Origin of the sequence: Paraburkholderia sp. BR10872 (genome assembly GCF_040965835.1) — a bacterium.
Classification (GTDB): Bacteria; Pseudomonadota; Gammaproteobacteria; order Burkholderiales; family Burkholderiaceae; genus Paraburkholderia; species Paraburkholderia nodosa_A.
Window position 1 is genome coordinate 82,060 of the sequence record NZ_JBFRCN010000029.1, and the last position, 20,331, is coordinate 102,390.

Sequence of the window (20,331 nt, forward strand, 5' to 3'; positions counted from 1 at the left end):
CATGCTCAAGAGGCTCTTTCCACACCCGTGGCTCACCGTCGTGCTGCTCGTATGCTGGGTCTTGCTGATGAACGACGTGTCGCCGGGCAACCTGCTCCTTGGCTTCGTGCTCGGGACCGCCATCGCCTACCGCGTGGGCGAAGGGCTGTGGCTCGCGCCCGTGCGCTTCGGCAGGCCGTGGCTGCTCGTACGGCTCTTCGGGCATGTGCTCTACGACATCCTCGTGGCGAATCTCGAAGTCGCATTGCTCGTGCTTGGCCCCACGAAGCGCCTGCGCCCCGCCTTCATCGACGTGCCGCTCGACAGCACCCACGAAATCGCGCTGTCGGCGCTCATCAGCATCGTCTCGCTGAGCCCCGGCACGCTGTGCGCCGAGCTTTCCGACGACCGCAGGCGCCTCGTCGTGCACGTGCTCGATCTCGAAGACGAAGCCGCGCTCGTCGCCTTGATCAAGTCCCGTTACGAAGCGCCCCTCATGGAGATCTTCGCATGCTAGCCATCGTCATTCCGGTTTCGTTCGCGATCCTCGGGCTCGCGTTCCTGCTCACGCTCGTGCGCCTCGTGCGCGGGCCTTCGCTGCCCGACCGGCTCGTTGCGCTCGACACGCTCAATATCAACGCGATCGCGCTCATCGTCGTCTACGGCATCATGCTGCGTTCGACGGTCTTCTTCGAAATCGCGCTGCTCATCGCGGTCATGGGGTTCGTGGCAACCGTCGCGTTCACGAAGTACCTGCAGCGCGGCGACATCATCGAACTGAACTAGGGCTTCGCCATGCAAACCGTCATCGAAGCGATTGTCTGCGTGCTGCTCCTGCTCGGCAGCGCGTTCACGTTGATCGGCGCGATCGGCCTCGCACGCCTGCCCGACTTCTACATGCGCCTGCACGGGCCGACTAAATCGACCACGCTCGGCGTAGGCGGCGTCGTGCTCGCTTCCGTTGTGTACTTCAGTACGCACAACAATTTCGCGAGCCTGCACGAAGTGCTGATTCCGGCGTTCCTGTTTCTCACCGCGCCCATCAGCGCACATATGCTCTCCAAGGCCGGGATTCAGCAACGCGTCGCCGTTTCGTCCGTCACACGCGGACGGCCGGATGCCGCCGGCGCAAGTGCAGTCGGCAAGCAAGACGCGAACCCGGACAACAATTCTGCGCAGGACGCTTGAATATCGGCGCGGATCTTCGCGCCGCCGGTAAAAGCTGCCATCGAACGTCGCAAAAGTCGGGCGCGCCACGCTTCATCCGCGCGCCGCCCCCATCGCTCTCCTCCCCTCATCCCGTTGCGCACGCATGCATCGCGTCGAATCGCCACGCACGGCACACCAATTGCTGATCGTGATCGCCCCTATGCAGCATCGCGCCGGCGTCCCGGCTCGCGCGGGGGCGCGATAACAACGCGCGGCCGCAATCGAGGCCGTACACCGTGCAGCTCGAACGAAACGAATGAGGTCAACAATGAAGACGATACGCACCCTGCTCGCCTTTGCGAGCGCGGCAGCCCTGCTCACGGCATGCGGCGGCGGCAGCAGCAGCAACGACGTCGGCAAGGAAATCGGCGTGCAGAACCCCGAGATACATTTCGTGCATGCGCTCCCCGGCGGCCCGAATGTCGATTTTCTGGTGAATGGGAGCGCCCTGCAGACGAACATCGCGTACAAGCAGGTCACGAACTTCGCCAACATCAACACCGGCAACACCAACGTCTCGTATGCAAGCACGGGCACGACCACGCCGATTGCAAGCGGCGCCTTCGCCGACGTGGCGAAGGGTCACGAGTACACCGTGCTCGCGTTGCCCGCGCTCACGGGCGGCGACATCGGCCTGATCGACGATCCGTTCGACAAGGGCCTGCTTTCCAGCAGCGCACGCCTGCGCGCGTTCAACGCCACCGTCAATGCGCAGAATCTCGACATCTACATCGTTGCGCCCGGCACGGATATCAACGCCGTGCAGCCGACCTTGCCGGCCGTGGGCTACAAGAGCGCCGTGCCCGCAAGCGGACAGGACTCGATCTATATGAACGGCGGCAACTACGTGGCGATCGTCACGGCAGCGGGCAGCAAGACGGCGATCTACGAGTCGTCCTCTTTCAACCTCGCGAACAATGCGGACTGGCTCATCACGACCGTGCCGATCTCGGGTACGCTCTCGCAGCTCCTGCCGGGCCAGATTCACCTGCTCGTCGCGCAAGGCGGCAACACCTCGCAGCCCGCCGTGGAGTACAGCAACACGCTCACGGGTCAGTAGTCGGTTGCGCATGCACCTGGCGCGGCGAGTGGCGGCGTGCTACCTGCGCCGCTCACGCGGCCGCGCCGCGCCCGGTTTTGCGGGCCTCGCCCAGCACGTAGTCGATGAAGGTGGCCGCCGCCCGCGTGTGGTGGCGGTTCGGCATATAGAGCATGTACATATGCGTGCCGAATATGCTCAAACGCCACGCGTCGAGCGACGTGACGGCAGCGCCCTGGCGAATGTCGTCGTGCATCACGTAGTCGGGCACGATACCCACGCCGAGTCCCGCGAGAATCGACTGGCGCAGAAATAGAAAGTTTTCCGAAATGATCGAGGGTTCGAGCAGCACTTCGTGCCGGTCCTCGTTTAGATAACCCGCAAGGCGCAATTGCCGCCCCACCACCGTTGCCGTAATGACGGGCGCACGCGCCAGATCCTCGAGCGTTTGCGGCATGCCGTGCTGTTCGGCCCACGCCGTACAGGCACATGCGATGTACTTCACCGGCCCCATGTCGCGCGCCACGAGATTCTGCGGCGGCTCGTGCATCACGCGCACGGCAATATCGACTTCGTCGCGCAGCAGGTCTTCCACGCGGTTTTCGAACATCACGTCGAGCACGATGCCGGGGTACATCCGCTTGAACTGGATGAGCCAGTCCGACATCACGAGCTGCCCGTAGCCGCTCGGCACCGAAAGCCGCACGCGCCCCTGCAGGCCCTGGCCGAGGGTGGAAACCGATTCGCGCGCGGCGAGCAGCGCGTTCTGGATCGCGCGGCCGTGCTCGTAGAGCTTCAAGCCGATTTCGGTCGGCTCGACACGGCGCGTGGTGCGACGCACGAGCTGCAGGCCAATCGACTTCTCCAGATGGTTGAGGTGGTAGCTGACGTTCGCGCGGCTCATCTTGAGCCGGCGCGCCGCCTCGCTGAGGTTGCCCGCGTCGAGAATTTCGACGAGCAGGGTTAGCGCATTGACGTCCATGGCACATCCATTGTCAAAAATACCTTGACAGTCTGTCAACGAGCGATGGGATTGTCAATTGCCCCTGTCACGCCGAGAATCGACGCGAACATGAAACATTGCCGTCTGGCCCGCCAGTCCGGCCCTCATTATGGAGACAGCATCGCCATGGCATCCGATCCCGTGAACGCCTCCCCCGTCACTCATGAACTGCGCGGCAAGGTGCTGCTCGTCACCGTGGACAATCCGCCCGTCAACGCGCTGGGCGTGGACGTGCGCCGCGGCCTCGCCGCCGCCATCGAGCATGCCGAGGCGAACGACGCCGTGCAGGCCGTGCTGATCGTCGGCGCCGGGCGCAATTTCATTGCCGGCGCGGACATCCGCGAGTTCGGCAAGCCGCCGCAGCCGCCCGCGCTGCCCGACGTGTGCAACCGCATCGAGGCCTGCCACAAGCCGGTGATCGCCGCCATTCACGGCGCGGCGCTCGGCGGCGGCCTCGAAGTGGCGCTCGCGGCGCACTACCGGCTCGCCGTGGCGGGCGCGAAGCTCGGCCTGCCCGAGGTGCAGCTGGGCCTGCTGCCTGGTGCCGGCGGCACGCAACGCACGCCGCGCCTGATCGGCGCCGAAGCGGCGCTCTCGCTGATGCTGAGCGGCCGTCACGCGAGCGCGCAGGAAGCGCACAAGCTGGGCCTCGTCGACCGCGTGGGCGCGAGCGACGACATACTCGCCGAAGGCCTCGCCTACGCGCAGGAACTGCTCGCGGGTCACGCGCCGGTGCGACGCACGCGCGACGCCCAGGCGCTCGTCGATCGCGCCCAGGCGCAAGCCGCGATCGACGCCGCCCGCGCCGAAACCGCGAAGAAGTCGCGTGGCCTGTTCTCGCCGCTGAAGATCGTCGATTGCGTGCAGGCCGCGCTCGATCTGTCGTTCGACGAAGGCCTGCGCTTCGAGCGCAAGCAGTTCCTCGAATGCCTCGAAAGCCCCCAGCGCGCGGGTCTCGTGCACGCATTCTTCGCGGAGCGCGAAGTGCAGAAGGCCCCAGAAACGAAGAGCGCGAAGCCGCGCGCGATCGACACCGTCGGCGTGATCGGCGGCGGCACGATGGGCGCGGGCATTGCCGTGGCCGTGCTCGACGCGGGCCTGCCCGTGACGATGATCGAGCGCGACGACGCCTCGCTCGCGCGCGGCCGCGCCCATGTGGAGAAGGTCTACGACGGCCTCATCGCCAAGGGCCGCATGAAGCCCGAAGCGAAAGCGCAGATCCTCGCGCGCTTTAGCGGCAGCACTTCGTACGACGCGCTCGGGAACACCGATCTCGTCATCGAAGCCGTGTTCGAGGACATGGCCGTCAAGCAGGCCGTGTTCGCCGAACTCGACCGCGTGTGCAAGCCCGGCGCCGTGCTCGCGACCAACACCTCGTATCTCGACATCGACGCCATCGCGGCCAGCATCAAACGCCCACAAGACGTGGTGGGCCTGCACTTCTTCTCGCCCGCCAACATCATGAAGCTGCTGGAAATCGTGGTGCCGAAGCAGGTGAGCGCCGATGTCGTGGCCACCGCGTTCGAGCTGGCGAAGAAGCTGCGCAAGGTGCCGGTGCGCGCCGGCGTGTGCGACGGCTTCATCGGCAACCGCATTCTCGCGGTGTTCCGCACGGCTGCGGATCATCTGATGGAAGACGGCGCTTCGCCCTATCAGATCGACAAGGCAGTGCGCGATTTCGGTTTTCCGATGGGCCCGTACCAGGTGGTCGATCTCGCGGGCGGCGACATCGGCTGGGCCACGCGCAAGCGCCGCGCCGCCACGCGCGACCCGAAGGCGCGCTACGTGCAGATCGCCGACCGCATCTGCGAGCGGGGCTGGTTCGGCCAGAAGACGGGCCGCGGCTTCTATCTCTACCCCAAAGGCGCACGCACGGGCACGCCCGATCCCGAAGTCGAGTCCATCATCCGCGCCGAGCGCGAGCGCGCCGGCATCGAACCGCGCAGCTTCAGCGACGAAGCCATCATGCGCCGCTACATGGCGGCGATGATCAACGAAGGCGCGAACGTCGTGCATGAAAAGATCGCCCTGCGCCCGCTCGATGTCGATGTCACGCTGCTTTACGGCTACGGCTTCCCGCGCTATCGCGGCGGCCCGATGAAGTACGCCGATACCGTGGGCCTCGCCAACGTGCTCGCCGATATCCGCGAGTATGCGAAGGCAGATCCGCTGTTCTGGCGTCCTTCGCCGCTGCTCGTCGAACTGGTCGAGCGCGGCGAGAACTTCGCGAGCCTCAATCAATCGGCCTGAATGTGCCCTGAAGGAGCTTTTCACACATGGACCTGAAATTCACCGCCGAAGAAGAGGCGTTTCGCAGCGAAGTGCTCGCGTTCCTGAACGAGCGCCTGCCACAGCGCCTCGCCAGCAAGGTGAGCAATGGGCGGCACCTCACGCGCGACGACATGGCGCAATGGCACGCCATCCTGAACGAAAAAGGCTGGCTCGCGAATCACTGGCCGCGGGAATACGGCGGCCCCGGCTGGAGCGCCGTACAGAAGTTCATCTTCGAGAACGAATGCGCGATTGCGGGCGCGCCGCGCATCGTGCCGTTCGGCGTGAATATGCTCGGGCCCGTGCTCATCAAGTACGGCAGCGAAGCGCAAAAACGCTACTGGCTGCCGCGCATTCTCGACGGCTCGGACTGGTGGTGCCAGGGCTATTCCGAACCGGGCGCGGGCTCGGACCTCGCCTCGCTGCGCACGACCGCCGTTCGTGACGGCGACCATTACGTGGTGAACGGCCAGAAGACGTGGACCACGCTCGGCCACTACGCGAACATGATTTTCTGCCTCGTGCGCACCGCCGCCGACGTGCGCAAGCAGGAAGGCATCAGCTTCCTGCTGATCGACATGAACACGCCGGGCATCGAGGTTCGCCCCATCGTCACGCTCGACGGAGAACATGAGGTCAACGAAGTGTTCTTCACCGACGTGCGCGTGCCGGTGGCGAACCTCGTTGGAGAAGAAAACCGCGGCTGGACTTACGCGAAATATCTGCTCACTTGCGAGCGCACGAATATCGCCGGCGTGGGCTTTTCGGTGGCGGCGCTCGCTCGCCTGAAGCGCGCCGCGCAGAAGATCACGCGCAACGGCAAGCCGCTTGCAGAAGATCCGCAGTTTGCGGCGCACATCGCAAAGGTCGAGATCGATCTGGAGAACATGAAGACGACCAACCTGCGCGTGATCGCTGCGGTGGCGGGCGGCGGCGTGCCCGGTGCGGAAAGCTCGATGCTCAAGATTCGCGGCACCGAGATCCGCCAGGAGATTTCCTCGCTGCTGCGCCGTGCGATGGGGCCGTATGCCGCGCCGTTCGTCGAAGAAGCGCTCGAAGAAGGGTATGCGGGCGAGGCAATCGGGCCCATTGAGGCCGCCAGCGCCGCCGCGCAGTACTTCAACAACCGCAAGCTGTCGATCTTTGGCGGCTCCAACGAAATTCAGAAGAACATCATCTCCAAGATGATTCTCGGTCTTTGAGATCTTTGAGAGGCACGCCATGGACTTCCAGCACACAGAAGACCGCCGCATGCTCGCGGATACGCTCAATCGTTTCATCACGGAGCAATACGATTTCAATACCCGCGATACAATCGCGCGCTCCGAAGAAGGCTTTAGCGCAGACATGTGGCAGCGCTTCGCCGAACTCGGCGTGATCGGCGCGCTGTTCGACGAGGCCGATGGCGGCTTTGGCGGCGCGGGCTTCGATGTCGCGGTGGTGTTCGAAGCGCTCGGGCGCGGACTCGTGGTCGAGCCGTTCCTCGACACACTGATCGTCGGCCGCGCGCTCGCCCACGCGGGCAGCGAGGCGCAGCGCGCGCGCATCGCATCGTTCATCGACGGCTCGCAAATCGCCGCGCTCGCGCACGACGAGCCGGGTTCGCACTACGAGGACGCACGCGTGGCGACGCGCGCGGGGAAAAGCGGCGATGGCTGGGTGCTGCAGGGCGCGAAGGGCGTCGTGCAGCTCGCCGAACATGCCGACGTGCTGCTCGTTTCGGCGCGTACTTCCGGCGATGCATTCGCCGAAGCAGGCATCTCCCTCTTCCTCGTGCCGCGCGACGCAGCGGGCGTGAGCCTGCGTGGCTACCGCAAGATCGACGGCGGCCGCGCAGCGGAAGTGGCGCTCGACAACGTAAAGGTGCATGCCGATGCGCTCGTCGGCGCGCAAGACAGCGGCTTCGCGACGCTCGAGCATGCGCGCGGTTACGGCATCATCGCGCTCGCATCGGAAGCCGTGGGCGCAATGGAGATCGCGCGTGACTTCACGCTCGACTACCTGCGCACGCGCAAGCAGTTCGGTTTGCCCATCGGCAGCTTCCAGGCGCTGCAGCATCGCATGGCGGACGTGCTGCTCGAAATCGAGCAGGCGCGCTCGGCGGTCATCAACGCAGTGGCGGCGCTCGACGCGCCGCGCGCGCAGCGCGAACGTGCGCTTTCGGCCGCCAAGTACACGATCGGGCGTATTGGCGCGCGCGTGGCCGAAGAGGCGATCCAGCTGCACGGCGGCATCGGCATGACGTGGGAATTGCCGCTCGCGCACTATGCAAAGCGGCTCGTGATGATCGATCATCAGCTTGGCGACGAGGATCATCATCTCGCGCGCTACATCGCATTGGGGCGTGAGGCGGCGTGAGCCATGAGGGGGCGACTGCATACAGTCGCCCCGACAACGAACCAGGAGTACCTGTTGATGCAGACGGACAAAAGCAGCTTGCCCCTGGCGGGCGTGCGCGTGCTCGATCTTTCGCGCGTGCTGGCCGGGCCGTGGAGCGCAATGGTGCTCGGCGACCTCGGCGCGGAAGTCGTCAAGATCGAGCATCCCGACCGCGGCGACGACACGCGCGACTGGGGCGTGCGCGTCGGCAAGACGGAGACTGCGTACTTCAACAGCGTGAATCGCAACAAGCGTTCGATCACGCTCGATCTGCAAACGCCCGAAGGCCAGCAGATCGTGCGCGAGCTGGCGAAAACCAGCGACATCGTCGTACAGAACTTCAAGTTCGGCGGCGCGGAAAAGCTCGGGCTCGGCTATGAGCAGTTGAGCGCCGAGAATCCGCGTCTCATCTATTGCTCGATTTCGGGTTACGACCGCACGGGACCCGAAGCGACACGCCCCGGCTACGACCTCGTCGTGCAGGGTGAAACGGGCCTCATGGCGATGAACGGCGAAGCCCACCAGCCGCCGCTCAAATTCGGTGTAGCGGCCGTGGATCTTTTCACGGGCATGTATTCCGCACAGGCGATGCTCGCCGCGCTCTACGAGCGCGAGCGCACGGGTCGCGGGCGCCACATCGAGATGGCGCTGTTCGACTGCGGCCTCATGATTACCGCTTACTACGGCCTCGAAGCGCTGCTGATCGGCGAGGACCCGCCGCGTTACGGCAATGCGCACCCGTCGATCGTGCCGTATGGCGTGTTCGATGCAGCCGATGGTCCGCTCGTCATCACCGTGGGCAACAACGCGCAGTTCGAGCGCTTTTGCCGCGAGGTGATCGAGCGCGCCGACCTCACCGACGACGCGCGCTACAAGACCAACATCCTGCGCGGACAGAACCGCGAGACGCTCGTACCCGAACTCACGCGCGAACTGGGCAGCCGTCCGCGCAAGCTCCTGCTCGAACGGCTCGCGGGCGCGGGCATCCCGTGCGGCGAAGTGGCGGGCTTGCGCGAGGCGCTGCTGTCGCCACGCGCAACGCTTGGCGGGCTCGTCACGCAGCAGCCGCATCCGCATACCGAAAGCGGCACGACGCCGGTACTCGCGCCGCCGTGGCGCTTCGACGGCGAGCGCCTGCCCGTGCGGCATGCGCCTCCGCAACTGGGCGAAGGCACGCAGGAGGTCTTGCACTCGATGCTCGGTTATTCGGCGGAACAACTGGCCGCGTTGAAGGAGAAGGGCGTTATCTGAACCTCGTCACGGCCGTACCCGGACTCGCTGGCGCAGCCTGCTATACGCCGCGCCCCCTTCCGCGTCGCCGCCGCGCGACGCGGCCGCCGCCTTCGCCCCCTCGCTTCGCCCCGCCCGGCCTCGTGTCGCACGTAGTTGCGCGCGCCCGGTTATATTGCGCCTGATGGTTCCGCACGCCGCTTGCGGCTAGTTGCGCACGGCCGGTGCGGACCGCCACCCGCCCGATCTCGCGCCCGTCCCGCGAGCCCCAGCAAACGAACCCGCCCCGCTCATGGAGCACGCCTACGATCATCTGCTGCACCTGCTCGCCGCGCACGCGACGTGGACGCTCGCCTTTGTCGTGGTCGCCGCTTTCCTCGAATCGCTCGCGTTCATCGGCACGTTCATTCCCGGCAGCACGGCGATGTTCATTGCCGGCGCGTTCGCCGCCACCGGCACGATCAACCTCGGCTGGCTCTTCGTCTGCGCGATTGTGGGCGCCGTGGCCGGCGACGGCGTCAGCTTCTGGATCGGCCATCGCTACCGCGGCTCGCTGGCCCAGATGTGGCCGTTCAGCCGCCACCCCGCCATTCTCGAGCGCGCACACGCCTACTTCGTGAGCCACGGCACGCGCAGCGTGATCCTCGCGCGCTTCATCGCGCCGCTGCGCGCCGTGGTGCCGATCGTCGCGGGCATGGCCGGCATGAAGCCCATGCGCTTCTTCATGATGAACGTGATTTCCGCGCTCGTCTGGGCGCCCGCGCATATCGTGCCGGGCGTCGTGTTCGGCGCCTCGCTCCAGCTCGCGGGCGCGGTGTCGTTCCGGCTGGTGGTCGTCATCGGCATCGTCGCGCTCGCGGTCTGGCTCATCTGGCGCTTCGTGCGCATGCTGCTACTGCACATCGACAACTGGGCCGGCGCGTCGCGCCGCAGCGCGGCGCAGTGGGCAGCGCAGCATCCCGGGCGCGCCTCGAAGCGCATCGCCCGCCTGCTCGACCCGGCGCAGCCCGCGCTCGGCCCCGTCATCGTGATCACGGGCCTCGTGCCGGTGTGCGCGGCCGTGTTTTCCTATGTGCTCGGCAACTTGCTGCGCGGCGCGCCGCTCGTGCAGATCGATCAGTCCGTGCGCCAGTTCCTGCAGTCGATCCGCACCACGTGGGCCGACGCGGCCCTCGCGCGCGTCGAAACGCTCGGCAGCACCTGGACGCTCGCGGCGCTCATCGCGACGGTGGGCATCTGGATGGTGCTGGAGCGACGTTGGCGCACCATCGCTTACTGGATGATTGCCGCGGCCGTTTCGCAGTTGCTCATCCTCATCCTGCGCTTCGTGATCCACCATACGTCGCCGGGCGGCGGCCAGGCCGTCGAGGCCTATGTGTTCCCGAGCGACCGCGTGTCGTCGATGGTGATCGTCTACGGCTTCGTGATGTTCCTGCTCGTGCGCCGCGCGAGCATGCTGGAGGCCGCGCTCGTCGCCGCGCTCGGCAACGGGATCATCGTGGCGGTGGCGTTCGCGGGGCTCTATTTCGACCGCTTCCTGTTCTCGGATGCCATCGGCGGCGCGGCCTTCGCCGCCATCTGGGTGGCGATCGTGGTGCTCACCTCGCTCTGGCGCTACCCCAAGCGGCCGCCGCAGCGCACCTATGTGCCGCCCATCGTGCTGCTCGTGCTGGTCGGCGCCGTTCTGCTGCAGACGGTGCCGGCCAGGCGCACGCCCGCGCCGCCCACGACCGCTGCGGCGCCGCCTGTCGTCCTCTCGCAAATGCAGTGGAGCGATTCGCTGTGGAGGACGTTTGCTTGCTATCGCTTCGACATGAAAGGCGCGCGCCGCGAGCCGATGACGATCCAGTGGGCAGCGAGCGCCGACGATCTGCGCACGGCGCTGCGTGACGCCGGCTGGGCCGAAGGTCCGCAGATCTCGGTGAGGAGCGTGCTATCGCTCGTCGCACCGAACGTGGACGTGATGTCGCTGCCGCTGCTGCCGAAGCTGAACAACGGCCTGCCCTCGCCGCTCGTGTTCGCCCGCGCGCGCCTCGACGGGAAGCCGAACGACGCGGGCGAGCCGGGCAGCCGCCGCGACGTGCTGCGTTTCTGGCCTTCGGGCTATGCGCTCGCGCCGCGGCGCAATGGAAACGGCACTGACGATGGCCATGCGAGCGACGGGGAGCCCACGCCGATCTGGGTCGGCTCGCTTGTCCATGAGCGGCTGCGGCGCGGGTCGTGGCCGTTCAACGTGGTCACGACCTATCCCGACGACGTCGCTGAACTCAGCGCCCCCGGCCAGCCGGCGGGCTGGCGTACGCTCGCGCTGCCGGGCGAGGTGAGCTGCGAAGGGCGGCCCGTGAAGCTGATCGTGCAGGGCGGCCGCTGAAAGGGAAATTGAAGGCTCAGGTCGTGCTCTCGGCCCAGCTCCCCGTCGCGTGGAAGCGGTCGATGCGCTTGCGGGCGTCGGCGTAGGCTGCGTCGAGCGCGGCGTCGGGACCGGTGTAGTTGCGCATCATGTCGTGAAAGCGCACGCTGCGCCCTTCGACATGGGCGTCCGCGCCGTGGCGGCAGATGTAGCCGCTGTAGTGGAACAGCGGCTCGGGCGCGCGCGGCCCGAACGCCGGAATCGGCAGCACCCAGATCTCGAAGCCTTCATGCTCGGTGTGGTCCCACATGCTGTGTCTCCTGTCGATCCGGAGTTAGCGCTTTAGCGCTTACTCCGGTCCCATGCAAAGCTGTCGACCCGGAGTTAGTGCTTCAGCACTTACTCCGGTCCCATGCAACGCTGTCGATCCGGAGTTAGCGCTTCAGCGCTTACTCCGTCCCATGCAACGCTGTCGACCCGGAGTTAGTGCTTCAGCGCTTACTCCGGCCTGCCCATCAGGGCACGTCGATATCACCGTGAATATCCTCGCACGGCACCCACTCGCCTGCAAACGGCCGTTTTCCCCGAGTTTGGCTAAACTATGCGGGCGCAGCAAAACCCAAACCGACTCTGGACTCACGAGCGATACCCCACATCATGACGCCGGCCTCTCTCACGCAGGAACCGCAGTCCGTCTCCAGCGCCGTCACGCGCAATGCCTTCTTCATCGTCGCGACCGTCAACGACGACGCCGCGAGCCGCGCCACCGTACGCGCCTGGTGCGCCGACGTCGCCAACCTCGTGCGCGCGGTCGGCAAGCGCGTGCCCGCCGGCAATCTGTCGTGCGTGGTCGGCTTTTCGTCCGACGCATGGGACAAGCTGTTCGGCGAGCCGCGCCCGGCCGGGCTGCACCCGTTCCGCGAATTCGGCACGGGCGAGCGCAAGGCCATCGCCACGCCCGGCGACATCCTGCTGCATATTCGCGCCGACGAAACCGACCTGTGCTTCGAGCTGGCCACCCAGCTCATGACGCGCCTGGAAGGCGCGGTCACGACCGTGGACGAAGTGCACGGCTTTCGCAACTTCGACATGCGCGCAATGATCGGCTTCGTCGACGGCACCGAGAATCCGACCGGCAACGAAGCCGTCCATTTCACGGTGATCGGCGAAAACGAAGATCCCGAATTCTGCGGCGGCAGCTACGTGCTCGTGCAAAAGTACATGCACGACATGAAAGGCTGGAACGCGCTTTCCGTGGAGGCGCAGGAGCACATCATCGGCCGCACCAAGCTCCAGGACATCGAACTGGACGAAGCCGTGAAGCCGAGCTGGTCGCACAGCTCGCTCACCACGCTCGAAGACGACGCGGGCAACGAGATCAAGATCCTGCGCGACAACATGCCGTTCGGCCGGCCCGGTTCGGCCGAATTCGGCACCTACTTCATCGGCTACGCGCGCTCGCCCGAGCCGATCGAACAGATGCTCGAAAACATGTTCGTCGGCCTGCCGCCCGGCAACTACGACCGGCTGCTCGACTTCAGCCGCGCCGTCACAGGGGGGCTCTTCTTCGTGCCGTCGCAGACGCTGCTCGAAGCGCTCGCCGAAGTCGACCCGGGCGCCGCGCCCACCATCGAGGTGAGCGCCGCCAACGCATCAGAAACAGAAACCGAGTCTGCCGCCGCGCCCAGCGCGGACGGCTCGCTCGCCATCGGATCCCTCAAAGGAGCACCCCGGTATGAATAACCTCCATCGCGAGCTGGCGCCCATTTCCACGGCCGCGTGGTCGCAAATCGAAGAAGAAGTTGCGCGCACCTTCAAGCGCTCGCTCGCGGGCCGCCGCGTCGTGGACGTCGAGGGCCCCGGCGGCCCCGCGCTCGCGGCGGTCGGCACCGGCCACCAGAACGGCATCGAAGCGCCGCTCGAAGGCATCCGCGCGCGCCAGCGCGAAGTGAAGGCGATCGTGGAACTGCGCGTGCCGTTCGAGCTTTCGCGCGAAGCCATCGACGACGTGGAGCGCGGCGCCGAAGACTCCGACTGGCAGCCGGCCAAGGACGCGGCCACGCGCCTCGCGTTCGCGGAAGACCGCGCGATTTTCGACGGCTACACGGCCGCGCAGATCACCGGCATCCGCGAAGGCTCGTCGAACCCGATCCTGCCGATGCCCGCCGATATCGCCGATTACCCGACGGTCATCGCCAAGGCGCTCGAACAGTTGCGCCTGCAAGGCGTGGACGGCCCGTATGCGGTGCTGCTCGGCTCCGATGCGTACACGGCGGTGAGCGAAGCGAGCGACCAGGGTTATCCGATTCTCGAGCACATTCGCCGCCTCGTGAATGGCGAGATCATCTGGGCGCCGGCCATCGAGGGCGGCGCGATCCTGAGCACGCGTGGCGGCGATTTCGCGTTCCACCTCGGGCAGGACGTGTCGATTGGGTATTCGTCGCATGACGACAAGAGCGTGAAGCTGTATCTGCAGGAGAGTTTCACGTTCATGATGCTGACCTCCGAGGCTTCGGTGGCGGTGAAGCCGGAGTGAGCCTGCGCTGATTCTCGCAGGCCACGAAAAAGGGGCGTCTCCTTGCGAGCGCCCCTTTTTTCATGCCTCGCCGAAAGCGACGTTAGCGGCGTGCGCGATCACTGATAGAAGTTCACCGTCACCACCGCCGAGCGGCCCGGCGCCCAGGTTGCGTAGATCGGATACGCGCTCTGGTAGTACGCCTTGTCGAAGATGTTGTTCACGTTGAGCTGCAGATCGATTTTCTTCGACACACGCCACGTCGCCGCAGCATCGAAGCGCGCATAGCCCGGCGTCCACTTGCGCGACGTCGCCGAAACCGATGCATACGTCAGGCTCGAAACCGTTGCGCCCGCACCCACCGTGAGCTTTGGCAGCACGTCGTAGCTCGTCCACAGCGTGAAGTTGTGCTTGGGCACCATCACCATCGGCAAGCCGGAGAGCGTGGGGCTCGCCGGGCCGGCATCGGTCGTGATCGCATCGAGATACGAATAGCCGCCGAACACGGACCACTTGTTCGTCACGTTGCCCGCGAAACCGAACTCGAAGCCGCGCACGCGTTGCGAGCCCGCGTTGATCGTGCCGCCCAGGCCGTCGCTCACGCGCGCGTTCGTCTTGTCGGTCTGGAACAACGCGGTGGTCAGCGAGAGGCGCTGATCGAGCACGTCCCACTTCGCGCCCACTTCGATATTGCGCGAGCGCTCGGGCGCGAGGTCCTTGTTCGTGGCCGTGATCTGGTCCGTGCCGCCGCCAAGGCCCGAATTCGAGCCCGGCGGATTCGCCGAGGTGCCGTACGACGCATAAAGGCTCAGGGTCGGCACCGGCTTGAACACGAGGCCGAACTGGTAGCTGAAGAGATTCGACGTGTTCGACAGATCGGCCACGCCCGCCTGCTGCGCGCTCACGTCGTAGCGGTCGAAACGCAAGCCCGCGTTGAAGATCCAGCGCTCGGAAAGCTGCACGCTGTCGAACATGTACGCCGAAGCGATATTCGTCTGCGTATGCGTGGCAGGTCCCGGGAAGCTCTTGTCGCCATTGAGGACGATGCTGCCCGTCCACGGGTTATTCGGGTTCCAGTTGTTGATCGACGCGCAGTTGTACGCAACCGAGCACGGGCCGCCCGAGCGGATGTTGTTGCCCGCCGAATCGGTCACGAGATAGCCCTCGTACAGGTCCTGCTCGTGGCTGAATTCCACGCCCGCCGTGAACGTGTGGCGCATGCCGTAGAGATCGAACTTGCCGTTCGCCTCGGTCTGGTTCGCGACGCTGTTGGTCGCGTACTTGCCGCTCTTGGCCTGCAGGCTGAGCAGGTTCGAGGTCGCGTTCGTCAGCTGCGGATTGGTCGCCACGTAGTCGAGTGTCGAGCGGCCGAACATCGTAGTGTTCTTGATCTTCCACGCGTCGTTGATGCGGTGCTCCACCTTCACTTCGCCGGTATCGGTCTGGCCGTAGCGGTAGTCGCGCGAGTTCAGGCCGTAGAACTGGCCGCGGTTGGACGACACCGGCGTGCCGCCCGTCGAGCGGAACGGCACGCTGAAGTCGGGCATGTCGTAGGTGTTCAGGTGGTAGTAGCTCACCGTGACCGTGGTCGGCGTGTTCAGGCCGAACGCGATCGAGGGCGCCACGCCCCAGCGCTTGCTGTACACGTCGGTGCGGCCCGCCTGGTCGGCGTCGTGGCCCATGGCGTTCAGGCGGAACGCCGTGGTGTCGTTGAGCGTCTGGTTCCAGTCGATGGTGGCGCGCCTGTAGCTATCGGTGCCAAGCCCCACGCTGCCGTTGATGAAGTTGTCGTCCTGCGGCGTTTTCGTCGTGATGTCGATGCTGCCGCCTACCGACCCGCGCCCGGCATACACCGAGTCCGGACCCTTGATGACGCTGATGTTCTGCACATCGAAGGTTTCGCGGTTCTGCACGCCCGAGTCGCGCATGCCGTCCACGAAGATCGAGTTGCGCGACTCGAAGCCGCGAATCACGGGCCGGTCCGCAGACGGATTCGCCGCCGCGTCGCCGCCCAGGAACGTGATGCCGGGCACCGTGCGCAGCGCGTCCTGGAACGTCGTGACGTTCTTCTGCTTGAGCACCTCTTCAGGAATCACCGTGATGGAGCGCGGCGTGTCGATGAGCGGCGCGGTGAACTTGTACGACCCGAGCGTTTTGGTCTGCATCTCGGAAGGCGCCGAAACGACCTTCACGGCGGGCAGCGTGCTTTCCGTGGCCGCAGTAGACGATGCGGGCGTTGCTGCCGCTGCACTCGCGGCGGCAGGACTATCGGCGGCGGGCGCGGTTTGCGCGTGAACGAGCGGCGATGCGAAGAAACCGGAGCAATAGAGCGCAGCGACGGAGGCGATGGCGCGCATCCGCGTCGGGAAATGGACGGACATGAGTAGGCGAGTTGGTCGGCGAATTGTCGTAGTTGCAAATGCGCATGATTCTCATTTGTGATAGCGATTGTAATAACTGGTCATTTTTTTGTAAATATCCAATTCGCAAACCGAATGGCTGTACGGCGATGCCATGCGCCCGCCGCGCCCGACTGCCGGTATGATGGCGGCCTCGCCCCGGACGAGAAGTCGTCCCGGCGCCCGGTTCCATTCACGACGACAGAGGAAGACCGCCATGACGGCAGCAGCACAATTCGACCAGGTTTCCGTAATCAAACGCGCCAACGTCTACTTCGACGGCAAGTGCGTGTCGCACACCGTGCTGTTCGCCGACGGCTCACGCAAGACGCTCGGCGTGATCCTGCCGGGCACGCTGAACTTCGGCACCGACGCCGCCGAACTGATGGAAGTGCAGGCCGGCCAGTGCCGCATCCGCCTCGAAGGCACCGACGAGTGGAAGACCTACGGCGCCGGCGAGTCTTTCTCCGTGCCGGGCAAGAGCCGTTTCGACATCGAAGTGGTCGAGACGCTCGACTACGTTTGCAGCTACCTGTAAGCGCTGCATCGATTCGAACGCCCGCCGCGTGACGCGCGGCGGGCGTTTTCGCTTTTGCCGAACCTTGGGGGGGACGTGCCGGGCGCGCCGAACGTGCTCGACGCGCCGCCCCCATGCCCTCGCTACAATGGGCGCCAGCCCGTCGCCTGGCGACTCCCACGCCTGTCTTCCCGCCGTGTCATCCTTCCCGCACCAACCCGCGCCCCAACCCGCGCCGCGCCCTCGCGCCAACGCCGATCGTCCGCCGCCACGCAGCCCGCTCGTCACGCTGGCGATCGTGACCGTGCTCACCGGCATCGGCGCGGGTCTCTCCGGCATGCTGCTCGCGCTGCTGCTGCATGCGATCCAGCACGTCGCCTACGGCTACGGCGCGGGGCACATCATCGGCGAGGAGAGCTTTCTGCAGGGCGTGACCGATACCGCGCCCTGGCGGCGCGTGGCGGTACTCGTGGCGTGCGGGCTGATCGCCGGAGGGGGATGGTGGGCGCTCTATCGCTACGCGCGCCCGCTCGTGAGCATCAGCGCGGCGATCAAGCCGGGCGGCAAGCGCATGCCCATTTTTGCGACCACCGTGCACGCGCTGCTGCAGATCGTGACCGTCGCGATGGGTTCGCCGCTCGGGCGCGAAGTCGCGCCGCGCGAGATCGGCGCCGCGTTTGCGAGCTGGCTCGCGAAGCGCACCGGCCTCACCGCCGCGGAGCGCCGCGTGATGATCGCGTGCGGCGCGGGCGCGGGGCTCGCGGCTGTCTACAACGTGCCGCTGGGCGGCGCGATGTTCGTGCTCGAAGTGCTGCTCGGCACGTTCGGCTGGTCGGTGGCGGTGCCGGCGATCAGCACCTCGGCCATTGCGGCCGTGATCGCATGGATCGGTCTCGGCGACGCGCAGCAATACCACGTGCCCGCCTACGGCATCAATGCGCAGCTCGTGGTGTGGTCGGTGCTCTGCGGGCCGGTGTTCGGCGCAGCCGCGCACGGTTTCGCGCGCCTGACGAGCCGCGCGCGCGACGCCTCGCCCAAAGACTGGCGGCTGCCGCTCTACACGCTCGTCAATTTCGCGGGCATTGGCCTGCTGGCCATCTGGTTTCCGCAGTTGCCCGGCAACGGCAAGGGCGCGGCCGGCCTGAGCTTCGACGACAATCTCGGCATTGGCCTCGCGGCGACGCTGCTCGTGCTGCGCGTCTTCATCACGACGACCACGTTGCGCGCAGGCGCCAAGGGCGGCCTGCTCACGCCAGGGCTCGCGAACGGCGCGTTGCTCGCCATCGTGATCGCCGGGCTGGTGAACCATGTTTGGCCGGGTCTATCGCCGGGTGCATTTGCGATCGTCGGCGCGGGTGCGTTTCTCGCGTCCTCAATGCAGATGCCCGTCACCGCGACCGTGCTGATTCTCGAATTCACGCACGCGAATCACGATCTCGCGATCCCGCTGCTGCTCGCCGTGGCAGGTTCGGTCGCCACGCTGCGGCTGCTGACGCGTGCGCAGGGCCCCTCCCACGGCACGCCAGCAGTTGGCGCCGAACGTGAACTGCGCCTCGCCGCCCTGCGCGAGCCTTCGGCGCGCGAGTCTTCCGACTGAACCGTTATGCGCCGAGGTCCGCCAGCGGATGCGCCTCGCCGCGCCACGGCGACGCAAGAAAATGCTGCACGCGTTCAGGCCGCACCTCGACGAGCGTGGCGGGCGCCCAGCGCGGCTTGCGATCCTTGTCGACGAGATGCGCGCGCACGCCTTCGCAGAAGTCGCCCTCTTCGATCGCACGGCCAACGATGCCAAGCTCCATGCGGAAGCACTCGGCGAGCGTCATCTGGCGGCCTCGCAACAGCGCTTCGCGCGTGACTTCGAGCATCGTCGGCGAATAGTGCGTGAGCGCTTCGAGTGTGGCTTCGAGCCACGCTCGTTCGGCTTGCGCGTGTTCGCGTTCGAGGTCGGCGCGCAGCGATGCGACGATCTGCTCGACACGCAGACGGCGGTCGAAGTGCCGCACGATGAGCGGCGTGAAGGAAGCGAGCGCACCATCGCTAGCCTCGTGACACGGCGCGACGAATACTTCGCGCAACGAAGCATGCACATCGCCCGACCATTGCGCGGCGAGCAGACGCGCCTCGTAGCCATCGAGCCATTCGCCCGGCACACAGGCATCCGCAAGGCCGCAATGCAGCGCGTCCGCGCCGCTGAGCATTGCGCCGGTCAGGCCCACGTAAAGCGCCATTTCCACCGGCATCTTCGCGAGGAAGTGCGTCGCGCCCACATCGGGCAAGAGCCCGATGCGCGTTTCCGGCATCGCGATCTTCGTGCGCGAAGTCGCCACCCGCAGCGCCGCCGCCTGGCCTAGACCCATGCCGCCGCCCATCGTCACGCCGTCGAGCAGCGCGACGAGCGGCTTGGAAAACGCGTGCAACGCGTAGTCGAGGCGATATTCGTCGACGAAGAATTGTTGCCAGCCATTCGCGCCTTCGCGCGCTTTCTCGCGTGCGAGCCGATAGATCGCGCGCACGTCGCCGCCCGCGCAAAAACCTTTCGGGCCCGCACCTTCCAGCACGAGCGCGACGATGCCGTCGTCTGTGCGCACGCGTTCCAGCAGCACAGCCAGCTCGCGCACCATGGCGTGCGAAAGCGCATTGAGCGCAGCGGGCCGGTTGAGCGTGACGATCGCCACGCGATTGACCACGCGAAACAGCACGTCCTGTTCGGCTTCCGTTGCAGCCTGGGCGGAAGCGGGTGTTGCATTCATTGCCTAGTTCTCCGTTTCAATGTGCCAGCGTGGCTTGCGCTTCTCCAGAAACGCGTTGACGCCCTCGCGCTGGTTGGGCGAATCGAACAGATCGACGAAGCGCTCGCGCTCGACGGCGAGCGCGGCGCTGCGCGGCACGCCGTCGCGCGCCTGATGGATCAGCGATTTGCTGAAGGTGACCGCCTGCGGGCTCAAGCCCGCCACGCGCGCGGCCATGGCGAGCGCGGCCTCGCGCGCGCCGCCGGTTGCGACGACTTCTTCCACGAGACCGATGCGCAGGGCCGTTTGCGCGTCCACGCGTTCGCCCGTGAGGATGATGCGCTTGGCCCAGCCTTCGCCCACGAGCCAGGGCAAGGTCTGCGTGCCGCAGCCGGAGGGCAGCAGCCCCACGGCAGGCTCGGGCAGCGCGAGTTGCGCATGCTCTTCGGCAATGCGGATATCGCACGCAAGCGCGCACTCCAGGCCGCCGCCCATGGCATAGCCGTTGATCGCCGCGATGACCACGGGCCGCGCCTTCTGCAGCGCCTCGAATGCCGCGCCGAACGCGCTCGCCGCCGTGCGTGCGATCGCATCTGGCAGATCACGAAAGACATCGAGCAGGCGGCAGCCGTCGGCGAATGGGAAAAGGCGGCCGAGCTTGCGAACGAGCGCTCACCCCTTCTCATGTCGCTCTCCGCGAAGCAAACGGGC

The 20,331-nt window shown here is 66.3% G+C and carries 17 protein-coding genes and 1 pseudogene; 13 read left to right on the forward strand and 5 right to left on the reverse strand.

All coding sequences use genetic code 11. From position 1 onward, the window contains the following. Position 1: 1 nt before the first annotated feature. The 4 genes from AB4Y43_RS22365 (at position 2) to AB4Y43_RS22380 (ending at position 2,248) form a co-directional block, all read left to right on the forward strand. Positions 2-496 carry a Na+/H+ antiporter subunit E gene (locus tag AB4Y43_RS22365; protein WP_069261756.1) on the forward strand — a complete coding sequence of 165 codons (495 nt, stop codon included), beginning with the start codon at positions 2-4 and terminating at the stop codon, positions 494-496. Beyond that, positions 490-765 (forward strand): K+/H+ antiporter subunit F, encoded by a 276-nt coding sequence (locus AB4Y43_RS22370; RefSeq protein ID WP_069261755.1) that lies wholly within the window; start codon positions 490-492, stop codon positions 763-765. The genes AB4Y43_RS22365 and AB4Y43_RS22370 overlap by 7 nt, the downstream gene beginning before the upstream one ends. Before the next feature lie 9 nt (positions 766-774). Then, positions 775-1,167 carry a Na+/H+ antiporter subunit G gene (locus tag AB4Y43_RS22375; protein WP_368728805.1) on the forward strand — a complete coding sequence of 131 codons (393 nt, stop codon included), beginning with the start codon at positions 775-777 and terminating at the stop codon, positions 1,165-1,167. A gap of 289 nt (positions 1,168-1,456) precedes the next feature. Beyond that, positions 1,457-2,248 (forward strand): DUF4397 domain-containing protein, encoded by a 792-nt coding sequence (locus tag AB4Y43_RS22380; RefSeq protein ID WP_368728806.1) that lies wholly within the window; start codon positions 1,457-1,459, stop codon positions 2,246-2,248. 52 nt (positions 2,249-2,300) lie between these two features. Here the strand turns inward: AB4Y43_RS22380 and AB4Y43_RS22385 are convergent, their stop codons facing one another. Next, the gene (locus AB4Y43_RS22385; RefSeq protein ID WP_368728807.1) at positions 2,301-3,209 is read right to left on the reverse strand and encodes a LysR family transcriptional regulator; all 909 of its coding nucleotides are present in this window, start codon (positions 3,207-3,209) and stop codon (positions 2,301-2,303) included. 147 nt (positions 3,210-3,356) lie between these two features. Between AB4Y43_RS22385 and AB4Y43_RS22390 the strand changes: the two genes are divergently transcribed. From AB4Y43_RS22390 to AB4Y43_RS22410, 5 genes are all read left to right on the forward strand, one after another. Next, complete coding sequence (locus tag AB4Y43_RS22390) at positions 3,357-5,480, forward strand: 3-hydroxyacyl-CoA dehydrogenase NAD-binding domain-containing protein (RefSeq protein WP_368728808.1); 2,124 nt, start codon at positions 3,357-3,359, stop codon at positions 5,478-5,480. A gap of 26 nt (positions 5,481-5,506) precedes the next feature. Beyond that, entirely contained in the window at positions 5,507-6,703 is a 1,197-nt protein-coding gene (locus AB4Y43_RS22395; RefSeq protein ID WP_368728809.1) for an acyl-CoA dehydrogenase family protein, read from the forward strand. A gap of 19 nt (positions 6,704-6,722) precedes the next feature. Beyond that, complete coding sequence (locus AB4Y43_RS22400; protein ID WP_368728810.1) at positions 6,723-7,859, forward strand: acyl-CoA dehydrogenase family protein; 1,137 nt, start codon at positions 6,723-6,725, stop codon at positions 7,857-7,859. A gap of 57 nt (positions 7,860-7,916) precedes the next feature. Next, entirely contained in the window at positions 7,917-9,131 is a 1,215-nt protein-coding gene (locus AB4Y43_RS22405; RefSeq protein WP_368728811.1) for a CaiB/BaiF CoA transferase family protein, read from the forward strand. Between the two features lie 271 nt (positions 9,132-9,402). Further along, positions 9,403-11,481 (forward strand): VTT domain-containing protein, encoded by a 2,079-nt coding sequence (locus tag AB4Y43_RS22410; protein WP_069261747.1) that lies wholly within the window; start codon positions 9,403-9,405, stop codon positions 11,479-11,481. A gap of 16 nt (positions 11,482-11,497) precedes the next feature. Here AB4Y43_RS22410 and AB4Y43_RS22415 read toward each other — a convergent pair whose 3' ends face one another. Next, a complete protein-coding gene (locus AB4Y43_RS22415) occupies positions 11,498-11,770 on the reverse strand; it encodes a hypothetical protein (RefSeq protein ID WP_368728812.1) in 273 nt (90 codons plus the stop codon). Positions 11,771-12,117: 347 nt separating this feature from the next. Here AB4Y43_RS22415 and AB4Y43_RS22420 point away from each other — a divergent pair, with 347 nt between their 5' ends. Continuing rightward, positions 12,118-13,203 (forward strand): Dyp-type peroxidase, encoded by a 1,086-nt coding sequence (locus AB4Y43_RS22420; protein ID WP_342946712.1) that lies wholly within the window; start codon positions 12,118-12,120, stop codon positions 13,201-13,203. After that, the gene (locus AB4Y43_RS22425; RefSeq protein WP_342946713.1) at positions 13,196-13,996 is read left to right on the forward strand and encodes a family 1 encapsulin nanocompartment shell protein; all 801 of its coding nucleotides are present in this window, start codon (positions 13,196-13,198) and stop codon (positions 13,994-13,996) included. The genes AB4Y43_RS22420 and AB4Y43_RS22425 overlap by 8 nt, the downstream gene beginning before the upstream one ends. Positions 13,997-14,094: 98 nt before the next feature. Here the strand turns inward: AB4Y43_RS22425 and AB4Y43_RS22430 are convergent, their stop codons facing one another. Next, the gene (locus AB4Y43_RS22430; protein ID WP_368728813.1) at positions 14,095-16,356 is read right to left on the reverse strand and encodes a TonB-dependent receptor; all 2,262 of its coding nucleotides are present in this window, start codon (positions 16,354-16,356) and stop codon (positions 14,095-14,097) included. 235 nt (positions 16,357-16,591) lie between these two features. Here AB4Y43_RS22430 and AB4Y43_RS22435 point away from each other — a divergent pair, with 235 nt between their 5' ends. Together AB4Y43_RS22435 and AB4Y43_RS22440 are read left to right on the forward strand one after the other, a co-directional pair. Continuing rightward, positions 16,592-16,912 (forward strand): pyrimidine/purine nucleoside phosphorylase, encoded by a 321-nt coding sequence (locus AB4Y43_RS22435; protein WP_342946715.1) that lies wholly within the window; start codon positions 16,592-16,594, stop codon positions 16,910-16,912. Positions 16,913-17,228: 316 nt separating this feature from the next. Beyond that, entirely contained in the window at positions 17,229-18,488 is a 1,260-nt protein-coding gene (locus AB4Y43_RS22440; RefSeq protein ID WP_368728816.1) for a chloride channel protein, read from the forward strand. A gap of 4 nt (positions 18,489-18,492) precedes the next feature. Here the strand turns inward: AB4Y43_RS22440 and AB4Y43_RS22445 are convergent, their stop codons facing one another. Both AB4Y43_RS22445 and AB4Y43_RS22450 read right to left on the reverse strand, forming a co-directional pair. Continuing rightward, the gene (locus AB4Y43_RS22445) at positions 18,493-19,641 is read right to left on the reverse strand and encodes an enoyl-CoA hydratase/isomerase family protein (RefSeq protein ID WP_368728814.1); all 1,149 of its coding nucleotides are present in this window, start codon (positions 19,639-19,641) and stop codon (positions 18,493-18,495) included. Between the two features lie 3 nt (positions 19,642-19,644). Next, positions 19,645-20,208: pseudogene (locus tag AB4Y43_RS22450) on the reverse strand (enoyl-CoA hydratase); the annotation flags it as partial. Between the last annotated feature and the right edge of the window lie 123 nt (positions 20,209-20,331).

Bases quoted from the DNA above. Each gene is read 5' to 3' on its own strand.
- AB4Y43_RS22365 (WP_069261756.1), top strand. From the start codon at position 2: ATGCTCAAGAGGCTCTTTCCACACCCGTGGCTCACCGTCGTGCTGCTC.
- AB4Y43_RS22370 (WP_069261755.1), top strand. From the start codon at position 490: ATGCTAGCCATCGTCATTCCGGTTTCGTTCGCGATCCTCGGGCTCGCG.
- AB4Y43_RS22375 (WP_368728805.1), top strand. From the start codon at position 775: ATGCAAACCGTCATCGAAGCGATTGTCTGCGTGCTGCTCCTGCTCGGC.
- AB4Y43_RS22380 (WP_368728806.1), top strand. From the start codon at position 1,457: ATGAAGACGATACGCACCCTGCTCGCCTTTGCGAGCGCGGCAGCCCTG.
- AB4Y43_RS22385 (WP_368728807.1), bottom strand. From the start codon at position 3,209: ATGGACGTCAATGCGCTAACCCTGCTCGTCGAAATTCTCGACGCGGGC.
- AB4Y43_RS22390 (WP_368728808.1), top strand. From the start codon at position 3,357: ATGGCATCCGATCCCGTGAACGCCTCCCCCGTCACTCATGAACTGCGC.
- AB4Y43_RS22395 (WP_368728809.1), top strand. From the start codon at position 5,507: ATGGACCTGAAATTCACCGCCGAAGAAGAGGCGTTTCGCAGCGAAGTG.
- AB4Y43_RS22400 (WP_368728810.1), top strand. From the start codon at position 6,723: ATGGACTTCCAGCACACAGAAGACCGCCGCATGCTCGCGGATACGCTC.
- AB4Y43_RS22405 (WP_368728811.1), top strand. From the start codon at position 7,917: ATGCAGACGGACAAAAGCAGCTTGCCCCTGGCGGGCGTGCGCGTGCTC.
- AB4Y43_RS22410 (WP_069261747.1), top strand. From the start codon at position 9,403: ATGGAGCACGCCTACGATCATCTGCTGCACCTGCTCGCCGCGCACGCG.
- AB4Y43_RS22415 (WP_368728812.1), bottom strand. From the start codon at position 11,770: ATGTGGGACCACACCGAGCATGAAGGCTTCGAGATCTGGGTGCTGCCG.
- AB4Y43_RS22420 (WP_342946712.1), top strand. From the start codon at position 12,118: ATGACGCCGGCCTCTCTCACGCAGGAACCGCAGTCCGTCTCCAGCGCC.
- AB4Y43_RS22425 (WP_342946713.1), top strand. From the start codon at position 13,196: ATGAATAACCTCCATCGCGAGCTGGCGCCCATTTCCACGGCCGCGTGG.
- AB4Y43_RS22430 (WP_368728813.1), bottom strand. From the start codon at position 16,356: ATGTCCGTCCATTTCCCGACGCGGATGCGCGCCATCGCCTCCGTCGCT.
- AB4Y43_RS22435 (WP_342946715.1), top strand. From the start codon at position 16,592: ATGACGGCAGCAGCACAATTCGACCAGGTTTCCGTAATCAAACGCGCC.
- AB4Y43_RS22440 (WP_368728816.1), top strand. From the start codon at position 17,229: ATGCTGCTCGCGCTGCTGCTGCATGCGATCCAGCACGTCGCCTACGGC.
- AB4Y43_RS22445 (WP_368728814.1), bottom strand. From the start codon at position 19,641: ATGAATGCAACACCCGCTTCCGCCCAGGCTGCAACGGAAGCCGAACAG.